The organism is Ruegeria conchae, assembly GCF_000192475.1.
GTDB classification, from domain to species: Bacteria; Pseudomonadota; Alphaproteobacteria; order Rhodobacterales; family Rhodobacteraceae; genus Ruegeria; species Ruegeria conchae.
Window position 1 is genome coordinate 417,692 of sequence record NZ_AEYW01000006.1, and the last position, 16,972, is coordinate 434,663.

Genomic DNA, 16,972 nt, shown 5'->3' on the forward strand with positions numbered 1-16,972 from the left:
GGAAAAGACTGATGAAATTCCTAACAACGGCAGCAACTGCAATTGCACTTTCTGTCACTGCGACGGCCGGGATGGCGGCGTGTGATGACGGTGAGATCGTGGTCAAGTTTGCCCATGTGACCAATACCGACAAACATCCCAAGGGTATTGCCGCCTCGCTGTTGGAGCAGCGCGTCAATGACGAGATGAACGGCGTTATGTGCATGGAGGTCTATCCGAACTCGACCCTCTACAATGACGATAAAGTGCTTGAGGCGATGCTGCAGGGCGACGTGCAGCTGGCCGCGCCATCGCTGTCGAAGTTCGAGAAGTTCACCAAACAGTTCCGCCTGTTCGACCTTCCGTTCATGTTCAAGAACATCGATGCCGTTGATGCATTCCAGGCCTCGGCTGATGGTCAGGCGATGAAAGACAGCATGCAGCGTCGTGGCCTGCAAGGTCTGGCATTCTGGCACAACGGCATGAAACAGATGTCCGCGAACAAACCTCTGGTTGATCCGTCGGATGCTGACGGCCTCAAGTTCCGCGTACAGTCCTCGGATGTTCTGGTGGCACAGATGGAAGCCATCGGTGGTAGCCCTCAGAAAATGGCATTCTCGGAAGTCTATGGCGCGCTTCAGCAGGGTGTTGTGGACGGGCAGGAGAACACCTGGTCGAACATTTACGGCAAGAAGTTCTTTGAAGTGCAGGATGGTATCACCGAGACCAATCACGGTATCATCGACTATCTAGTGGTCACTTCTGTGGACTGGCTGGACAGCTTGGACCCCGAAGTCCGTGATCAGTTCCTGACAATTCTAACCGAAGTGACGGAGACCCGGAACAAGGAAGCCTTTGCGGTGAACGAAGCGGCTAAGGCCTCGATCACTGACGCAGGCGGTATTATTCGTGATCTGAACCCTGAGCAGCGTCAGGCTTGGGTCGATGCGATGAAGCCCGTGTGGGACAAATTCGCTGACGACGTAGGTCAGGACAAGATCGACGCCGCACAGGCGATCAACGCCGGGTTCTGATCCCGGATCAAGCCGCGTGTCCGGGGACTGGGGAGTTATGGACGCGTAGGTCAGGCGGGCCATGAAGGCCCGCCACACTCCCTCCACTCTCATCATAAAAATGCGGGGACAGAGAGATGTCTGGTGCGAAATCCGGCCAAGGCGGGCTGGTCGACCATATCGAAGAAACCTTGATTGCATGTCTTTTGGGCCTGATGACGATTGTCACCTTCGCCAATGTGATCGCGCGGTTCGTGTTTAACTCTAACATTCTTTGGGCACTAGAGCTGACGGTATTCACCTTTGGTTGGTTGGTGCTGCTGGGTGCGTCGTATGCCGTGAAAAAGCACGCGCATCTGGGTGTCGATGCGATCCTGAACATGCTGGCCCCTGCGCCGCGCCGGGTTTTGGCGCTGATAGCGGTTGCGTGCTGTCTGGTGTTTTCGCTGCTCTTGCTCAAGGGGTCGTATGACTACTGGGCGGTGTTTGCCGATTTGCCGCCAACTTCGGGTCGTTGGTTTCCGACCGGCTTTGACATGAGCGCGCGTAGCCAGAGCTTCTATGAAGTCGATGATATCCCGATGGTGGCACCGCTGCGGTTTCTCGAAGATATGATCAACTACGGTGAGTACTACGAGAAACTGCCCAAGGTCGTTCCCTATTTCGTTTTGCCTCTGTCGATGTTGCTGCTGGTGATCCGTTTCGCTCAGGTTGCCGCTCAAATCTGGCGCGGCGAAACCGATCGCCTTGTTGCCAGCCACGAGGTTGAGGACGAGATCGAAGAGGTTCGCGCGCAGCAGGGGGAGCATGACTGATGGATGTTGTTCTTCTCTTCTCGATGGTCATTGGTCTGCTGCTGATCGGTGTTCCGATTGCGGTTTCGCTGGGCCTCAGCTCGACCCTCTTCCTGCTGATCTATTCCGACAGTTCGCTGGCCTCGGTCGCGGGCACGCTGTTTGAGGCGTTCGAAGGGCACTTTACGTTGCTCGCCATCCCTTTCTTTATCCTGGCGTCGTCCTTCATGACGACAGGCGGCGTTGCACGCCGGATCATTCGGTTTTCGATTGCCTGTGTGGGGCATCTGCCGGGCGGGTTGGCAATTGCGGGCGTGTTCGCCTGTATGTTGTTCGCCGCTCTTTCGGGCTCATCCCCGGCCACTGTTGTGGCAATCGGTTCTATTGTCATCGCCGGGATGCGTCAGGTTGGCTATTCCAAGGAATTCGCCGCCGGTGTGATCTGTAACGCCGGTACTCTGGGCATTCTAATCCCGCCGTCCATCGTGATGGTTGTCTATGCCGCCGCTGTCGAGGTTTCGGTCGGGCGGATGTTCCTTGCAGGCGTTATTCCGGGTCTGATGGCCGGTCTGATGCTGATGATCACCATCTACGTCATGGCCAAGGTCAAGAACTTGCCCAAAGGAGACTGGAAGGGTTGGGGTGAAGTCTTCACCTCGGCGCGCGAGGCGGGTTGGGGCCTGTTCCTGATCGTCATCATCCTCGGCGGAATCTACGGTGGTATTTTCACCCCGACCGAGGCCGCTGCGGTTGCGGCTGTCTACGCATTCCTGATCGCGAGCTTTGTTTACAAGGACATGGGGCCGCTCAGCACCGAAGGCGATGCAAAGAACATTTCGTTGTTGAAGAAGCCCTATGCTCTGGTCACGGCCTTTGTGCACCCCGACACCAAGCATACGCTGTTCGAAGCTGGCAAACTGACCGTCACGCTGCTGTTTGTTATCGCCAACGCGCTGATATTGAAGCATGTTCTGACCGATGAACAGGTCCCGCAGCATATCGCAAGCGCTATGCTGTCCGCGGGTCTGGGGCCGGTTACGTTCCTGATCGTGGTTAACGTGATCCTGCTTATCGGTGGCCAGTTCATGGAACCCTCGGGCCTCTTGGTCATCGTGGCGCCTCTGGTCTTCCCGATTGCGATTGAGCTGGGCATCGACCCGATCCATCTGGGCATCATCATGGTGGTGAATATGGAGATCGGGATGATCACGCCGCCGGTTGGTCTGAACCTGTTCGTAACCTCAGGCGTCGCGGGTATGCCAATGATGAGTGTTGTTCGCGCGGCGCTGCCGTTTTTGGCCGTGCTTTTCGTCTTCCTGATCATGGTGACGTATATCCCGTGGATTTCGACCTTCCTGCCCAACACCTTCATGGGACCAGAGATCATAACCAACTAGATCGGATACACCGATCATATGAACCGGGCGGCGTAATCCGCCCGGTTTTTTTGTGCCTTGAAACTGATGTCTAAACACATATCTAAGCGTCAGAGGACGACCTCACCACCATGGATGATCATTCGGGACGACCCGAACTCGGAGAGTGAGGTGTTCTTATGCCCTGGATATTACTGTTGTTCGCTGGCCTGCTTGAGATTGTCTGGGCCGTCGCAATGAAGCAGACCGCAGGTTTTACACGTTTGTGGCCGACGGCGATCATGGGTGTCGCAATGATCGGGTCATTTGGTCTGCTTGCGATGGCCATGCGGGAGTTGCCGCTTGGAACGGCCTATACCATCTGGACCGGAATCGGCGCCGTCGGTGCGTTCACCGTCGGCATCTTGTTTCTGGGCGAAGCGTTGACACCGATGCGGATCGGTGCGGCGGTTCTGATTGTGACCGGATTGGTCGTGATGAAACTGGCCTAAGTCTTCTTAGGCCTTTTCAAGCGCCCGAATGATGCCCGAAAAATCTTGGGCTTTCAGGCTTGCACCACCAACAAGTGCGCCGTCGACATTTGATACTCCAAAAATCTCGGCGGCGTTGCTGGGTTTTACCGACCCACCATAGAGCAACCGGACCGAGCGGCCCACGCCTTCACCAAAGCGGCGTTCCAGCCGGGCGCGGATGAAATCGTGCACTTCGCCGATCTCTTCCAGGGTTGGCACTTTGCCGGTCCCAATTGCCCAAATGGGTTCATAGGCAACAATGAGATTTTCGCCGGTCGCCTGATCCGGGATTGATCCCGACATCTGACCTCCGATGATGTCCAGCGTGTTCGCCGCTTCACGCTGTTCAAGGCTTTCGCCAACGCAGACTATCGCTTTTAGCCCCGCGTCCATCGCTGTGCGGGCCTTGGCGCGAATGTCTTCGTTCTGTTCGCCATGGTCCTCTCGACGTTCGGAATGACCGAGTATTACTGCGTCTGCCCCTGCATCAAGCAGCATCTCGGCGCTTAGATCCCCGGTATGCGCACCCGAAGTCGCGGCGTGGCAATCCTGTCCGCCGACAGTGATTCCCGAGCCTTCGACGGTGTTACCAGCGCGATGAAGCAATGTGGCAGGCGGGCAGATCAGAATTTCGACGGGGGAAGAGGGATGTGACGCACTCAACTCTTTCAATTCGTTCAGCGCAACGCCGGTTCCATTCATTTTCCAATTGCCTGCCGCCAACTTACGCCGCATTGCGATCCCTCCGGTTTTGTGCGTTCTGCATCCCGGATATCACTGGCAAGCAGCGCTGACAATTCCGGTTGCGGACCGCGAATTGTGTGGACAGATTGCACGCGTAAATGCAGAGGGCAGCATGATAGACAACCTAGACCTTACAAAGCTGGACCAGCGTGAGCCTGCGGAGATGGATAAGCTGAGACATGCCATTGGCCGGGTCGGATTTCTGACGATTTCCAATGCCGGACTCAGCGCTGAGCGCGTTCAGCAGGTGATTAGCGAATATAGCAACTTTTTTCGGCAACCTGAACAGATCAAGCGGACTGTAGACATGGCCACCTCCGGTGCCAACCGCGGCTGGGGCGCACCTCGTTCTGAGCAAGTCGATCCTACGGCGAACCCGGATTTTAAAGAAGTCTTTGACTGCGGCTATGAACTGTCCGCCAATGATCCTTATGCAGAGCGAGAACTGAGCGTATATGCCCCCAACCTCTGGCCGGACTTTTCCGGCGAGTTCCGGACAATAATCCAAGTCTACTATTCGGACGCTTGTGTCATTGCCATGCGTGTTCTGCGTGCCATTGCCGTTGCCATCGGTCGGGATGCGAACAGTTTTGATGCCGCCTTTGATACACCCATGGCCTTGCTGCGCGGTAACTTCTATCCGCAACGTCCTGATTGGGCAGGAGAAAACGATTTTGGAATCGCTGCTCACACTGACTATGGCTGCCTGACATTGTTGGCCACCGATGGCACTCCGGGGCTAGAGGTGCGTATGCCTGATGGCGATTGGCAGGCTGTAAACGCGGCGCCGGGGCAGTTCATTATCAATTTTGGCGAAATGTTGGAGTTTTGGACAGACGGTGAAGTCAAGGCAACCGAACATAGAGTCAAAGGGACTTCAGACGAGCGAATCTCGGTCCCACTGTTCTTCAATCCCTCTTATGACACCAATATCGCCCCGCCGGATTCAGGCAAGATAATTCGGGCTGGAGAGCACTTGACGCAGCGATTTAATGAAACTTACGTGCACCTGCAGGCAGCGTCTTAACGCTGCGCTGCCAGAGTATCGTCGAACTTGATCGATTCCCCGCAGCCGCAGGCATCAACCACGTTCGGGTTGCGAAACTTAAAGCCGGATTCGAGCAGTGAAACCTCATAGTCGATCTCGGTCCCAAACAGGAACATCTGTGCCATTGGCGCGATCATCACGCGGGCACCATCCTGTTCGACCACTTCATCGTTTGGGTCGGCCTCATCGACATAGTCCATGGTATATTCCATACCAGCACAGCCGCCTTTCTTGACGCCAATGCGCAGACCGGCGTGGCCGCCAGAATTCATCAGCCGAACAATCTGTTCGGCGGCTTTGGGTGTCATAGTCACGGCTTGTTTGCCGGGAATGCCAAACATGATGGGCTCCGTATTCGCGCGTTATCTCCAATCTAAGGCCGACGCTCGTCGGGCTCAAGAGAGGGAGGGCACAATTCCCACACATGTGGCGGGTTGATAGGGAATTCGGATTGGCAATATCGCGCGGGATATGGTCGGATGACGTGGATTTATTGTTCTGACAGAGGCGAAATAAGATGGCATTGAGAGCAAAGCAGTTGTTTGGTCGAAGTATTTCCACTTGGTTGGTTTGCTTTGCATTGGCTTATCCGGCACTCGCCGCCGGTGATGACAAACGGCACCCGGTCAATTGTGCCACAGCACCGGGTGATCTTCGTGCGATCGCTGCGGAAAAGAAGCATGCGGAGGAACAACAAGCGGAAAGCGTTGTCTCGATCCTACCAGCCGGAGCTTTATTGGGATTGATAACCGGGACCGAGAACAAACACCTAAAGATGCTTTCAGGCGATTACGTCGAACAGTTGGATGCGAGAGCCGCGGAAATCAAATCGACCTGTGGACTCAACTAGCAGCGACCGGAAAAGACCGCCCTCGGGCAAGGGCGGTCAATATCCGGGCTAGGTCAATTTGGGGACAACAGACAGGTTTACGACCCGGTGTGCCAGCACAGTATGTATCACTGCGCAAACAACCGAAAAGTACCGGCTTTTTGTGTCACAATGTCTACGCATTTGTAACAAGCGCGTAACCGTTTCACGACAAACGATAAAACCTGATGAGAAAAGGGGTTACATGAACCCCAGCTCAAGCCGCGCTTCATCCGACATCATCTCCATACCCCAAGGCGGCTCCCAAGTCAGTTCGACGTCAACTTCCTTGACGCCCGCAACGGGTTCAATGGCTTCCACGATCCAGCCGGGCATCTCGCCGGCGACCGGGCAGCCGGGGGCCGTTAGGGTCATAATGACTTTGACCGCGTTTTCATTGGTGATGTCGATGGTATAGATCAGACCCAGATCATAGATATTGACCGGAATTTCAGGGTCAAAAACTGTTCGGCACGCGTCCACTATCGCGTCGTACAAAGGATGTTCGATGGTCGAAGGCGCAATGAGCGGGCTGCCTTCGAACTGTTCGCTGGGGTGGGTCATTGATGCCTCGGGTCTGTTACCTGAGAAATTATATAGGGAAACCGCTGACCAGCGTCCAGAGGGGCAGTGGCGCCCGGAATGGGCGCCAGTACAAAATCACTCGTTGATATCGTGATTGAAAGTTTTGACCTGTCCGTGAGGCAGCGCGAACATGCGGCGTAATGCGAGCCAGGATACCAGCGAAAGAACCGCGAAGATCAGCAATAGAACGGGCAGGGAAAGTACCAGCCCCGGTATCAGCAACAGCAATCCTGTGATGGCTGCTCCGATGGCAAAGCCAAGAAAGATGAAGCCTGGCAGGGCGACCTCAAGGATGGCCAGAGCGAGCGCTGCGGCCAGCCAGACCCACCAAGTAAGCCAGAAAGGTTCAGCCATTATTTTCCTCCTTTCAGCATGTTAAAGGCATTCCCAAACGCTTCAATAGCATTTGCCGGTACCACAATTGTCTGCGAGCCGCTGCCATTACCCAAAGCGTTCAGTGATTCCACTTGCTTCAAGGCGACCTGGTATTGCGCAGCTTCCAATCCATTATCCTGAATCGCCTTGGCCACAACCTGAGTCGCGTAGGCTTCGGCCTCGGCCTGGATACGGCGGGCTTTGGCGGTCTGTTCAGCGGCATAAAGCTCGGCATCGGCTTGCAGCTCAACGGCACGCTTCTGACCTTCGGCCTCTGTTACCTGTGCGCGGCGCGCGCGCTCGGCATTCAGCTGCTGCAGCATTGCGTCACGGGTGGCCTGGTCGAGGTTTACGTCCAGAATCTCGGCGCGGGTCACTTCGATTCCCCAGTCGTCAACGGCGGTTTCGACACTTTCCTGAATGCGTTCAATCAGTTGCGCGCGGTTCGACTGAACTTCATCCAGGTCCATCTTACCGATCTCTGCACGGACGATGCCGGCGACGGTTGTGGCAATCGCACCATCTACGTCACGGATACGGTATACAGTCTTTTCAGGTTCCAGAATACGGTAGAATACCGAGGTATCGATCTGCACCAGAACATTGTCCTTGGTGATCGCGTCTTGAGTTGCGTTGGGCAACTGACGCTCAAGGATGGATATCTTATGGCGTGCAACATCAAGAAAAGGAACGATAAAGTTGATTCCGGGTCCAAGGACTGAGCGCAAGCGGCCGAACCGTTCAACCACGTATTTTTCGGATTGAGGCACGATCTTGATGCCTTTGAAGATGACAAGTGCAATTAGCGCTGCCGCCAGCAAATAAATAATGTTCGAAGTAAGCAATCCGATAATCTGGTCTTCTGTCATATCTGTCCTCATTTATTGTGTACTATGGTATACATTTGGGGATTGAGTCGCCCGATTTCAACTCTGGTATGGATTGAGTGCGCCCAAATGCAAATCTTTGAAACAGTTAATGCGGTGCGAATTCTTTGCCTGTGACCGCTTTGCATCCTACCTGTGTTTGCGGTATCGGGCGGGGATGAAACTGATAATTGATACTGATCCCGGCATCGATGATGCGATGGCCATCGCCTATGCCGCTGCAGCTCCGGAAATAGAGTTGGTCGGCCTGACGACCGTCTTTGGCAATACTCATGTGCATCAATCCAGTCGCAATGCGCGCTATCTGGTAGATAAACTTGGATTGAATATTCCAGTAGCTGAAGGGGCGCCATTTGCACGTGGTGAAGACCGCCACGCGCCGTCCGAGCATGTACACGGGCCTGAAGGGTTCGGTGATTTTACCGATATCCCGCATATTGGCGAGAACCACGCGCTGACAGGCGCAGAGTTCCTGGTTGAAATGGCGCGCGCGCATCGCGGTGAATTGGTCGTTTGTGCTGTTGGCCCGCTCACCAATATTGCGGATGCGATCAAGCTTGACCCAGAGTTTTCTGATAACGTGGCCAAGCTGGTGATCATGGGAGGCGCGGTTTACTGCCCAGGTAACATCACCGAGCATGCCGAAGCGAATATTTACCATGATGCCAAGGCTGCCGATGAAGTATTCGCTGCGTCTCTGCCGACCGTGCTGGTTGGCTTGGATGTGACCTTGAAAACGCTTTATGAAACTGCCGACTTCGAAGGGTTGGCTCAGAAATCCCCCGATATGGGTGGTTTTCTGCGAAACATCTCGCGGTTCTATTTAAAATTCTACAAAGAGGTTGGCGGGCTTGAAGGTTGTGGCCTGCACGATTCAACGGCAGTAATCGCTTGCACACATGAGCCAATGTTCGATGTGGTTGAAACTGGTTTGCAGGTGTCGCTCGAAGGATCTGACATCGGGGCCACACGTATTAACCCTTCGCGGCCTGCAGTACGCGTATGCCGGAATGTGGACGGGGCAGGGGTTGTACAACTGTTTACCGAACGCGTTGCATCTCTGCCCTGACGGGTTGCATTGAACCAGCAGATCGGGCAAAGCCTGCCCGGTTCCGCGACCCGAGGCCCCAACATGACCGACCGTTTCTCGTTTGACCTGAAAGCCACAGACGGCAAGGCCCGCACTGGCGTGATCAACACGCCTCGCGGCGAGGTGCGGACGCCTGCATTCATGCCCGTTGGGACTGCGGCGACGGTTAAGGCAATGATGCCCGAAAGCGTCCGCGCAACCGGTGCGGATATCTTGCTGGGCAACACTTACCACCTGATGCTACGCCCTACGGCCGAGCGGATCGACCGCCTGGGTGGTTTGCACAAGTTCATGAACTGGAAACGCCCGATCCTGACAGACTCGGGCGGGTTTCAGGTCATGTCGCTGGCTGGCTTGCGCAAGCTGACTGAGAAGGGCGTGACCTTCAAATCCCATATCGATGGGTCAAAGCACGAATTGACACCTGAACGTTCGATGGAGATCCAGCGCCTTTTGGGATCGGACATCGTGATGTGTTTCGACGAATGCCCGGCATTGCCTTCGGATCGGGACCGCATCGCCGAGTCGATGCGATTGTCGATGCGATGGGCCGAACGGTCTCGGGATGCGTTTGGTGATCGCCCCGGACATGCCTTGTTCGGAATCATGCAGGGTGGGTTGGAACCGGACTTGCGTGAAGAAAGCGCAGAAGCACTAAAACAGATCGGTTTTGAGGGCTACGCGGTTGGTGGGCTCGCGGTGGGCGAGGGGCAAGAGGCCATGTTCAGCTGCCTCGACTACGCACCAGAATTCCTGCCTAAGGATAAGCCGCGCTACCTGATGGGGGTGGGCAAACCCGACGACATCGTGGGTGCCGTGGCACGCGGGATCGACATGATGGATTGCGTGCTGCCTTCGCGGTCCGGACGTACCGGGCAGGTGTTCACACGCTACAGCGTGGTAAACATCAAGAACGCCCGCCATGCTGACGATCCGCGCCCTCTGGATGAGCATTGTACGTGCCCTGCGTGCTCAAACTACTCCCGCGCCTATCTGCACCATGTATTCCGGTCAAATGAGATGATCTCGGGTATGCTGCTGACCTGGCATAACCTTCACTACTTTCAGGAAATCATGCAGGGCATGCGTGAAGCTATTTCTAAAGGAACATTTGCGCAGTGGCAGGCGCAGTTTCATGCACAACGAGAGCAGGGCGATATAGAACCGCTCTAGATTGCGTCTCATGCGGTGACAAACATCGCCCTGTTTGCTATACTGTTCTCAGTTTGTTTCATCAATTTCATTGTTTTGTTAAGGAGGATTCCATGCCTCGCTTACTTGTTTCTATAGCAATCGTTCTTTGTGCATCCTTGGCCCACGCAGATGTCTGGACCTTTGAGACCCCGTCTGAAAACATCCAATGTGCGGTCGGGCAGGATGCCGGAGCCTCGGATTTATCTTGCACTATAATTGAGCGTAGCGGCGCGCCTGCTTTGCCACGACCTGCGGATTGTCAGTCTGATTGGGGACATGAATTTTTCATGACCGATAAAGGCGCTGTCCGCATGCTGTGCCAACCTGTCAATCAAAATCGCGACGGTTATGATCGCGCAGAATATGGCGTAACCGGGACGTTTGGTGGATTTATCTGCCATTCCTCGAAAAAGGGTTTGGAATGCAGGAATGAAGTCGGCCACGGGTTCTTTTTATCTCGCGCCAAGCAGCGGATATTTTGATCCACAACTGACAATTTATTGGAGGTTTTGTCAGCGCGCCGGGCCAAAATCGGTGGATATGTCTGCTGGACGCCTTGAAGTCCCGAATTCATCGGGTCATGCTGCATCACGACAAACGGCGATGAGGTTGAAATGGGGGAACAGGTGCCCCACCTTTATCGTCCAAGACAGGAGACAGCCAATGGTTGCCTGATCCAGGGACCAGCGCCGTCTTGCCAATGATAAGGATAGAGCATGCAAGAGCCTCTGAATTCCTCATACCCCGTCCTGCCGCTGCGCGACATCGTGGTATTCCCACATATGATCGTGCCGCTGTTCGTGGGCCGAGACAAATCGGTCCGCGCACTGGAAGAGGTCATGCAGGATGACAAGCAAATTCTGTTGTCGAGCCAGATTGATCCTGGTGAAGACGACCCAGAGATCGACGGTATCTACCGCTCGGGCGTTCTGGCCAATGTACTGCAGCTGCTGAAGCTGCCCGATGGCACGGTTAAGGTGCTGGTCGAAGGGCAGGCACGTGTGCAGATCACAGAATTTCTTGAAAACGATCAGTTTTTCGAAGCCCGCGCCGAGTATCTGACCGAAATTCCCGGCGATGTCACCACGACTGAGGCGCTTTTGCGCACTGTCGCAGATGAGTTTGAGCGCTATGCCAAAGTGCGCAAGAACATACCCGAGGAAGCGCTGGCTGCGGTCGGTGAAACCACCGAGCCCGCCAAGCTGGCGGACCTTGTGTCGGGTCATCTGGGCATCGAGGTCGAACAGAAGCAGGAACTGCTGGAGACCCTTAGCGTCAGCGAGCGCCTTGAGAAGGTCTATGGCCTGATGCAAGGCGAAATGTCCGTTCTGCAGGTCGAGAAGAAAATCAAGACCCGCGTCAAATCTCAAATGGAGAAGACGCAGCGCGAGTACTATCTGAATGAGCAGATGAAAGCCATTCAGAAAGAGCTCGGCGATGGTGAGGACGGCAGCAACGAAGTCGCCGAACTGGAAGCCAAGATCAACGAGACCAAGCTTTCGAAAGAAGCGCGCGAGAAGGCCGAGGGTGAGCTGAAAAAGCTCAAGAACATGTCGCCGATGTCGGCCGAGGCCACCGTTGTGCGCAACTATCTGGACTGGATCCTTGCTCTGCCATGGGGCACCAAATCCCGTGTCAAAAAGGATCTGGGCCGTGCGCAGGACATTCTGGACGCTGATCACTATGGTCTTGAAAAGGTCAAGGAACGGATCGTTGAATACCTCGCAGTTCAACAGCGTTCGAAGAAGCTCAAAGGCCCGATCTTGTGCCTCGTTGGTCCTCCGGGCGTGGGTAAGACCTCACTGGGTAAGTCGGTTGCCAAAGCCACGGGGCGCGAGTTTATTCGCATTTCACTGGGTGGCGTGCGCGACGAATCCGAGATCAGGGGTCACCGTCGGACTTATATCGGTTCGATGCCCGGCAAGATCATTCAAGCGCTGAAAAAGGCAAAGACCACGAACCCGCTCATCCTGCTCGATGAGATCGACAAGATGGGGCAGGACTTCCGTGGCGATCCGGCCTCGGCGATGCTGGAGGTGTTGGACCCGGAGCAGAACAACACGTTCATGGATCACTACTTGGAGGTCGAATATGACCTGTCCAACGTGATGTTCCTGACCACGTCGAACAGCTACAATATGCCCGGGCCTCTGCTGGATCGGATGGAGATCATCCCGCTGGCTGGTTATACCGAAGACGAAAAGAGCGAGATCGCCAAGCAGCACCTGATCGGCAAGCAGGTCAAGAACCATGGTCTGAAAGACAAAGAGTTCGAACTTACCGATGAGGCGCTGCAATCGATCATCCGCACCTATACGCGTGAGGCGGGTGTACGGAACCTTGAACGTGAAATCGCCAAGGTGGCGCGAAAATCGCTGACCAAGATCATCAAGAAAGAAGCGGAAACCGTGACGGTTACGCCGGAAAATCTGGATGACTTTCTAGGCGTGCCTAAGTTCCGCTACGGCCTCGCCGAGCAGGACGATCAGGTCGGTGTTGTCACCGGCTTGGCCTGGACCTCGGTCGGGGGCGACTTGCTGCATATCGAGGCGTTAAAACTGCCCGGTAAGGGTCGGATGAAGACCACTGGTAAGCTGGGCGATGTGATGAAAGAATCCATCGACGCAGCATCGTCGTACGTTCGGTCGATTTCGCCTCAGATCGGCGTGAAGCCACCGAAGTTCGACAAGATCGACATCCACGTGCACGTGCCCGATGGCGCGACGCCCAAGGATGGGCCGTCAGCGGGCTTGGCGATGGTGACCTCGATTGTTTCGGTTCTGACAGGTATTCCGGTACGCAAGGACATCGCTATGACAGGCGAGGTCTCGCTGCGCGGGAATGCTATGCCAATCGGTGGTTTGAAGGAAAAACTGCTGGCTGCTCTTCGTGGTGGGATCAAAACTGTTCTGATCCCTGAAGAGAACGAAAAAGATCTGGCAGATATTCCGGATAACGTGAAGGAAGGGCTGGAAATCATCGCGGTCAAGCATGTTTCGGAAGTTCTTGAGCAAGCACTTATCCGTGCGCCTGAGTCCATTGATTGGGACGAGGCTGCGGAAGAGGCTGCCGCGGCGGCTGCAAAAGCGGCCGAAGGTGCCGGACCGTCTGCGACAGCTCATTAAGACTGCTGATAAAGTTAAGAGGCGGGGTCATCCCCGCCTTTTTTTGTTTAAAGGCCGATTACCGGTTTGGACGGATCGAGCACTTCTTCATCAGCGATGTAAGCCTGAAACTTTTTATCCGACAGGGCCGAACGTACAGCGAGTGCGAAGATCACCATCGAAAATACGACACAAAGCAAAATGTCCCAACCGAATGGGATTTGCCTCTGCGCACCGTCTCCAAATTGCCCCATGTAAGATATCAGCCCCAGGCCGCAGAAATATGGCATCAGCCAAAGGGCTTCTGTCGCGTCCATCTCATCAAGTCGGTTGTGAAAGCGGATCAGCAGCAGCGCCATGCCAATAAGCAAGGCGATACCAAGCCTCCAGACCGTGTCCCAACCGCTCCAATAAACGATCAACGTCGAAATGGCGAAGGCTGTGATTGCGACAAGTTTGACCGCGGGGATACGGATCGAGCGGGGTTGATCAGGTAGCAGATCGCGGAGGCACACCACGGCGATGGGGCCGACCGCAAATGAAAGGACGATTGCGGCCCCGTTCAAGGCGATGACTGTAGTGAACGGTACGGTGAGCAAGAACAGCGTGCCGATCAGAAAGTTCAGCGCCAGTGCCCACAAAGGGACGCCAAAGGATGAGAGCATCTGCAACCGCTTCGGTAGGAATCCATTTTGCGACAGGGCCATTGCGATCCTTGCATTTGAGCCTGTCGCTACAAGCCCATTGCCAAAAGGGCCAATAATCGAACCAATGTTCAAAAGGCTGAGAAACCACAACAGCCCAACTGACATGATGACGCCATCCAACGGCCCTTGACCGCCAAAGCTCAGGTGCGCCCAGCCTTGGCTGATCATTGTGGGGTCCAGTGCTCCTATAAAGGCAACCTGTAGTCCGAGGTAGATCAGTGCACACAGCACAATGGAAAGAACCAATGCGGCCGGTATAGAAAATTTCGGATTGCGAACTTCCCCAGCCATATCAACCACATGTCGGAATCCAATGAAGGAAAAAATCACGCCGCCAGTAGATACGGCCGCCATGATACCCCTAAGACCATAGGGGGCGAATCCATCTGGCGTCGTAAAGTTTTGCGTTTCAAATCTTGATGCGATCAACAGAACTGACATGACAACTGGGATCGCAATTTTAGCCCAGGTCAGTGTCGCATTTACCTGGGTGAAAAACTTAACCCCCAGCGCGTTTACCGCGACGAATAACAGCATGAATAGCAGTGCAACAGAGACACCGGCCCCGGTCAGTTCCCCAGTTTCTGCCGTATGGAGCCAAGACGCGTATGGCGCGAGGTATTTAAGCATGGCCTCAACCTCGATTGGGGCGGTCGTATTGTAGCCAATCCAGGCGGTCCAACCCATCGCCATCGACACGATATTGCCATGCGAAAACTGCGGGACGCGTGCGATGCCGCCGGGGATAGGCAGCATCGCCGATATTTCGGCAAATGTGATCGCCAAAATGAACATTGCAACGGCGCCGATGATCCAGGAAAGAATAGCGGCAGGGCCGGCATGCTGTACGGCGAGCAGGGGTCCGAATAGCCAGCCCGATCCGATGATGCCGCCGACTGAAATGAACGTTAGACCAACGAGGCCGATTTCCCGCTTCAGTTTCGCCATTTGTTAACCCACCCAGGAAATCCGTTGGTTCGACAGACCACAGTTTCAGGATAAGCAGGCCGTAGGAAACATGGCAAGTCTCTATAATCATGAAAGAATCTCAGTGCCTAAAGCAACGAATTGGAAAGTTCTTCCAGTCGTTTCGAGCACTTTCTGCCACGAGTGTCTATCTTCAGGGTATCATAACGCTGGACCCGGGTTGGAATATCATTCACGCTGAGAGCCCACGCCATTGTAGGAGACCCCAGGATGCCTCGGTACAACGATCTGTTCGAACTTTCGGTGGAAGATATGGAATTGATTGAAGAGGCAATGCGCCATGCGATTTCGGCCAGGTCCGTCGCACTTGTTGATGAAGGCAATGAGGACAGAGAGGCCCGCGAGAACTTTGTGCGCAAAGCACACGAATTACTCGGCAGGCTACATGACCAGAAGATATTCTATCGCCCGAAGTCCGGCGTGTATGTCAGTGGGTAGTTCAGGGTGCGCTGCGCGTTTGATCTGAAAGGATCCCAGCACTTTACTTGCGGCCAATAAGTTATTGAAAACATGGTGGGTGATAAGAGATTTGAACTCCTGACATCTTCGATGTGAACGAAGCGCTCTACCACTGAGCTAATCACCCTTGGCGGGCTCAAATAAAGAATCCAAGAAATATTCGCAAGCTGAAATCGCTGTCCGCTTGCATTGGAGTAGGGTTTTCACGACGCATTTGCTTTGTTCAAAGTTACTCGCATTGGAAAAATTCGTGATTAAGCAAAAAACTTGAAAACGCCGCTTGACGCTGCACAGCGGTAGCCATAATACACCCCAACGTTCAGAGATGAACGGGCAGTGGGCGGTTGTAGCTCAGTTGGTTAGAGTACCGGCCTGTCACGCCGGGGGTCGCGGGTTCGAGCCCCGTCAACCGCGCCATCACTGTCAGCCTTTGATCCGGGCAAACGGATCACACATAGACCCAAAATGCGCGGTTGTAGCTCAGTTGGTTAGAGTACCGGCCTGTCACGCCGGGGGTCGCGGGTTCGAGCCCCGTCAACCGCGCCATTTTCCTTTGAAATCAGACACACATACCCACGCTATCGCATTGCAGGGTGTCTTGAGGTCTGGCATGACGTTTCCGTCCGACTTAGTTCTGTCCGAGAGGGTGCTCATGACAAGCTTGAACCGGGTCGTGATGGCCCGCCGCAGCCGTCAGTGGATTCATGAGCTCATTCCGCAAAAGCTGGAGGCTTTCGAGATTTCAGGTTCCTGGGGTAAACAATTCGCCTTTCAGAACTATGCGCAAGCCTGGCAGCGTCAGCTTGATATCTGCTGCGGACCATTGCTGGATGAACACGGACAAGTCCGGCAATTTGACCTGATCCTGGCCAATCAGGTCTGGGAACATCTTGATCGACCTTATGAGGCGACTTTGAACGTGTTGGAGATGCTGCGACCTGGCGGTTACTTCTGGCTCGCAGTGCCTTTTTTCATTCCGTTTCACGCAGCTCCGCAGGATTGTTCTCGGTGGACTGCGCGAGGTTTGAAGAATTTGCTAAGTGAGTGCGGATTTGATCCGACTGGCATCAAAGCAGAGCAGTGGGGCAATCGCCATGCAGCCCAACGAAATCTGGAACTGGATTGGCCACCGACCTACGATCCCGAGACCGACGATTTGGAAAATGACCCGGATTTCCCAATTTGCGCATGGGCATTGGCCCGGAAATCGATTCAGTAGTTGGTAAGCCGGAGAAAATCCGCTAGTTCTT

Annotated in this window: 18 protein-coding genes and 3 tRNA genes; 14 read left to right on the forward strand and 7 right to left on the reverse strand. The window is 54.6% G+C overall.

Annotated elements, in window-relative coordinates; all coding sequences use genetic code 11:
* Positions 1-11: 11 nt before the first annotated feature.
* The 4 genes from G7G_RS0106520 to G7G_RS0106535 all read left to right on the forward strand — a co-directional run bounded on the left by G7G_RS0106520 (position 12) and on the right by G7G_RS0106535 (position 3,653).
* Complete coding sequence (locus G7G_RS0106520) at positions 12-1,013, forward strand: DctP family TRAP transporter solute-binding subunit (RefSeq protein ID WP_010439772.1); 1,002 nt, start codon at positions 12-14, stop codon at positions 1,011-1,013.
* A gap of 116 nt (positions 1,014-1,129) precedes the next feature.
* On the forward strand, positions 1,130-1,807 hold the full coding sequence (locus G7G_RS0106525) for a TRAP transporter small permease (protein WP_010439775.1): 678 nt from the start codon (positions 1,130-1,132) through the stop codon (positions 1,805-1,807).
* Positions 1,807-3,183, forward strand: a complete 1,377-nt coding sequence (locus G7G_RS0106530; protein WP_010439778.1) for a TRAP transporter large permease — start codon at positions 1,807-1,809, stop codon at positions 3,181-3,183. The genes G7G_RS0106525 and G7G_RS0106530 overlap by 1 nt, the downstream gene beginning before the upstream one ends.
* Before the next feature lie 158 nt (positions 3,184-3,341).
* The gene (locus tag G7G_RS0106535) at positions 3,342-3,653 is read left to right on the forward strand and encodes a DMT family transporter (protein WP_010439781.1); all 312 of its coding nucleotides are present in this window, start codon (positions 3,342-3,344) and stop codon (positions 3,651-3,653) included.
* 6 nt (positions 3,654-3,659) lie between these two features.
* Here the strand turns inward: G7G_RS0106535 and tpiA are convergent, their stop codons facing one another.
* Positions 3,660-4,409, reverse strand: a complete 750-nt coding sequence (tpiA, locus tag G7G_RS0106540) for a triose-phosphate isomerase (protein ID WP_010439784.1) — start codon at positions 4,407-4,409, stop codon at positions 3,660-3,662.
* Between the two features lie 121 nt (positions 4,410-4,530).
* Between tpiA and G7G_RS0106545 the strand changes: the two genes are divergently transcribed.
* Positions 4,531-5,445 carry an isopenicillin N synthase family dioxygenase gene (locus tag G7G_RS0106545; RefSeq protein ID WP_029621786.1) on the forward strand — a complete coding sequence of 305 codons (915 nt, stop codon included), beginning with the start codon at positions 4,531-4,533 and terminating at the stop codon, positions 5,443-5,445.
* On the opposite strand, the gene G7G_RS0106550 is transcribed toward G7G_RS0106545, so the two are convergent.
* Positions 5,442-5,807: a HesB/IscA family protein gene (locus tag G7G_RS0106550; protein ID WP_010439788.1), complete on the reverse strand. Its 366-nt coding sequence runs from the start codon at positions 5,805-5,807 to the stop codon at positions 5,442-5,444. The two genes, G7G_RS0106545 and G7G_RS0106550, sit on opposite strands and share 4 nt — an antisense overlap.
* A gap of 176 nt (positions 5,808-5,983) precedes the next feature.
* On the opposite strand from G7G_RS0106550, the gene G7G_RS0106555 reads away from it, so the two are divergent.
* Complete coding sequence (locus G7G_RS0106555) at positions 5,984-6,316, forward strand: hypothetical protein (protein WP_010439791.1); 333 nt, start codon at positions 5,984-5,986, stop codon at positions 6,314-6,316.
* Between the two features lie 219 nt (positions 6,317-6,535).
* Here G7G_RS0106555 and G7G_RS0106560 read toward each other — a convergent pair whose 3' ends face one another.
* From G7G_RS0106560 to G7G_RS0106570, 3 genes are all read right to left on the reverse strand, one after another.
* Positions 6,536-6,898 (reverse strand): SUF system Fe-S cluster assembly protein, encoded by a 363-nt coding sequence (locus G7G_RS0106560; RefSeq protein ID WP_010439793.1) that lies wholly within the window; start codon positions 6,896-6,898, stop codon positions 6,536-6,538.
* 96 nt (positions 6,899-6,994) lie between these two features.
* Entirely contained in the window at positions 6,995-7,273 is a 279-nt protein-coding gene (locus G7G_RS0106565; RefSeq protein WP_010439796.1) for a hypothetical protein, read from the reverse strand.
* Positions 7,273-8,163, reverse strand: coding sequence for an SPFH domain-containing protein (locus G7G_RS0106570; protein WP_010439798.1), 891 nt, complete (start codon positions 8,161-8,163; stop codon positions 7,273-7,275). Before G7G_RS0106570 ends, G7G_RS0106565 begins: the two co-directional genes overlap by 1 nt.
* A 175-nt stretch (positions 8,164-8,338) precedes the next feature.
* Here G7G_RS0106570 and G7G_RS0106575 point away from each other — a divergent pair, with 175 nt between their 5' ends.
* From G7G_RS0106575 to lon, 4 genes are all read left to right on the forward strand, one after another.
* Complete coding sequence (locus G7G_RS0106575) at positions 8,339-9,250, forward strand: nucleoside hydrolase (RefSeq protein WP_029621787.1); 912 nt, start codon at positions 8,339-8,341, stop codon at positions 9,248-9,250.
* A 63-nt stretch (positions 9,251-9,313) separates the two neighbouring features.
* Positions 9,314-10,444: a tRNA guanosine(34) transglycosylase Tgt gene (gene tgt, locus G7G_RS0106580; RefSeq protein WP_010439801.1), complete on the forward strand. Its 1,131-nt coding sequence runs from the start codon at positions 9,314-9,316 to the stop codon at positions 10,442-10,444.
* Positions 10,445-10,536: 92 nt separating this feature from the next.
* Entirely contained in the window at positions 10,537-10,947 is a 411-nt protein-coding gene (locus tag G7G_RS0106585) for a DUF6636 domain-containing protein (protein ID WP_010439803.1), read from the forward strand.
* A gap of 234 nt (positions 10,948-11,181) precedes the next feature.
* Entirely contained in the window at positions 11,182-13,590 is a 2,409-nt protein-coding gene (gene lon / locus G7G_RS0106590) for an endopeptidase La (protein ID WP_010439805.1), read from the forward strand.
* A 47-nt stretch (positions 13,591-13,637) separates the two neighbouring features.
* Here lon and G7G_RS0106595 read toward each other — a convergent pair whose 3' ends face one another.
* Positions 13,638-15,224, reverse strand: a complete 1,587-nt coding sequence (locus G7G_RS0106595; RefSeq protein ID WP_010439806.1) for an APC family permease — start codon at positions 15,222-15,224, stop codon at positions 13,638-13,640.
* 249 nt (positions 15,225-15,473) lie between these two features.
* Between G7G_RS0106595 and G7G_RS0106600 the strand changes: the two genes are divergently transcribed.
* The gene (locus G7G_RS0106600; protein WP_010439808.1) at positions 15,474-15,701 is read left to right on the forward strand and encodes a hypothetical protein; all 228 of its coding nucleotides are present in this window, start codon (positions 15,474-15,476) and stop codon (positions 15,699-15,701) included.
* Between the two features lie 73 nt (positions 15,702-15,774).
* Here the strand turns inward: G7G_RS0106600 and G7G_RS0106605 are convergent.
* Positions 15,775-15,849 (reverse strand) — tRNA-Val (locus tag G7G_RS0106605).
* Between the two features lie 213 nt (positions 15,850-16,062).
* On the opposite strand from G7G_RS0106605, the gene G7G_RS0106610 reads away from it, so the two are divergent.
* From G7G_RS0106610 to G7G_RS0106620, 3 genes are all read left to right on the forward strand, one after another.
* A tRNA-Asp gene (locus G7G_RS0106610) sits at positions 16,063-16,139 on the forward strand.
* A gap of 52 nt (positions 16,140-16,191) precedes the next feature.
* Positions 16,192-16,268 (forward strand) — tRNA-Asp (locus tag G7G_RS0106615).
* A gap of 106 nt (positions 16,269-16,374) precedes the next feature.
* Positions 16,375-16,941 (forward strand): class I SAM-dependent methyltransferase, encoded by a 567-nt coding sequence (locus G7G_RS0106620; protein ID WP_010439810.1) that lies wholly within the window; start codon positions 16,375-16,377, stop codon positions 16,939-16,941.
* The last annotated feature ends 31 nt before the right edge of the window (positions 16,942-16,972 follow it).

Coding starts and splice junctions, on each gene's coding strand:
- G7G_RS0106545 (WP_029621786.1), top strand. CDS start 4,531: ATGATAGACAACCTAGACCTTACAAAGCTGGACCAGCGTGAGCCTGCG.
- G7G_RS0106575 (WP_029621787.1), top strand. CDS start 8,339: ATGAAACTGATAATTGATACTGATCCCGGCATCGATGATGCGATGGCC.
- G7G_RS0106620 (WP_010439810.1), top strand. CDS start 16,375: ATGACAAGCTTGAACCGGGTCGTGATGGCCCGCCGCAGCCGTCAGTGG.
- tgt (WP_010439801.1), top strand. CDS start 9,314: ATGACCGACCGTTTCTCGTTTGACCTGAAAGCCACAGACGGCAAGGCC.
- G7G_RS0106600 (WP_010439808.1), top strand. CDS start 15,474: ATGCCTCGGTACAACGATCTGTTCGAACTTTCGGTGGAAGATATGGAA.
- G7G_RS0106530 (WP_010439778.1), top strand. CDS start 1,807: ATGGATGTTGTTCTTCTCTTCTCGATGGTCATTGGTCTGCTGCTGATC.
- G7G_RS0106535 (WP_010439781.1), top strand. CDS start 3,342: ATGCCCTGGATATTACTGTTGTTCGCTGGCCTGCTTGAGATTGTCTGG.
- lon (WP_010439805.1), top strand. CDS start 11,182: ATGCAAGAGCCTCTGAATTCCTCATACCCCGTCCTGCCGCTGCGCGAC.
- G7G_RS0106565 (WP_010439796.1), bottom strand. CDS start 7,273: ATGGCTGAACCTTTCTGGCTTACTTGGTGGGTCTGGCTGGCCGCAGCG.
- G7G_RS0106585 (WP_010439803.1), top strand. CDS start 10,537: ATGCCTCGCTTACTTGTTTCTATAGCAATCGTTCTTTGTGCATCCTTG.
- tpiA (WP_010439784.1), bottom strand. CDS start 4,409: ATGCGGCGTAAGTTGGCGGCAGGCAATTGGAAAATGAATGGAACCGGC.
- G7G_RS0106520 (WP_010439772.1), top strand. CDS start 12: ATGAAATTCCTAACAACGGCAGCAACTGCAATTGCACTTTCTGTCACT.
- G7G_RS0106525 (WP_010439775.1), top strand. CDS start 1,130: ATGTCTGGTGCGAAATCCGGCCAAGGCGGGCTGGTCGACCATATCGAA.
- G7G_RS0106555 (WP_010439791.1), top strand. CDS start 5,984: ATGGCATTGAGAGCAAAGCAGTTGTTTGGTCGAAGTATTTCCACTTGG.
- G7G_RS0106560 (WP_010439793.1), bottom strand. CDS start 6,898: ATGACCCACCCCAGCGAACAGTTCGAAGGCAGCCCGCTCATTGCGCCT.
- G7G_RS0106550 (WP_010439788.1), bottom strand. CDS start 5,807: ATGTTTGGCATTCCCGGCAAACAAGCCGTGACTATGACACCCAAAGCC.
- G7G_RS0106570 (WP_010439798.1), bottom strand. CDS start 8,163: ATGACAGAAGACCAGATTATCGGATTGCTTACTTCGAACATTATTTAT.
- G7G_RS0106595 (WP_010439806.1), bottom strand. CDS start 15,224: ATGGCGAAACTGAAGCGGGAAATCGGCCTCGTTGGTCTAACGTTCATT.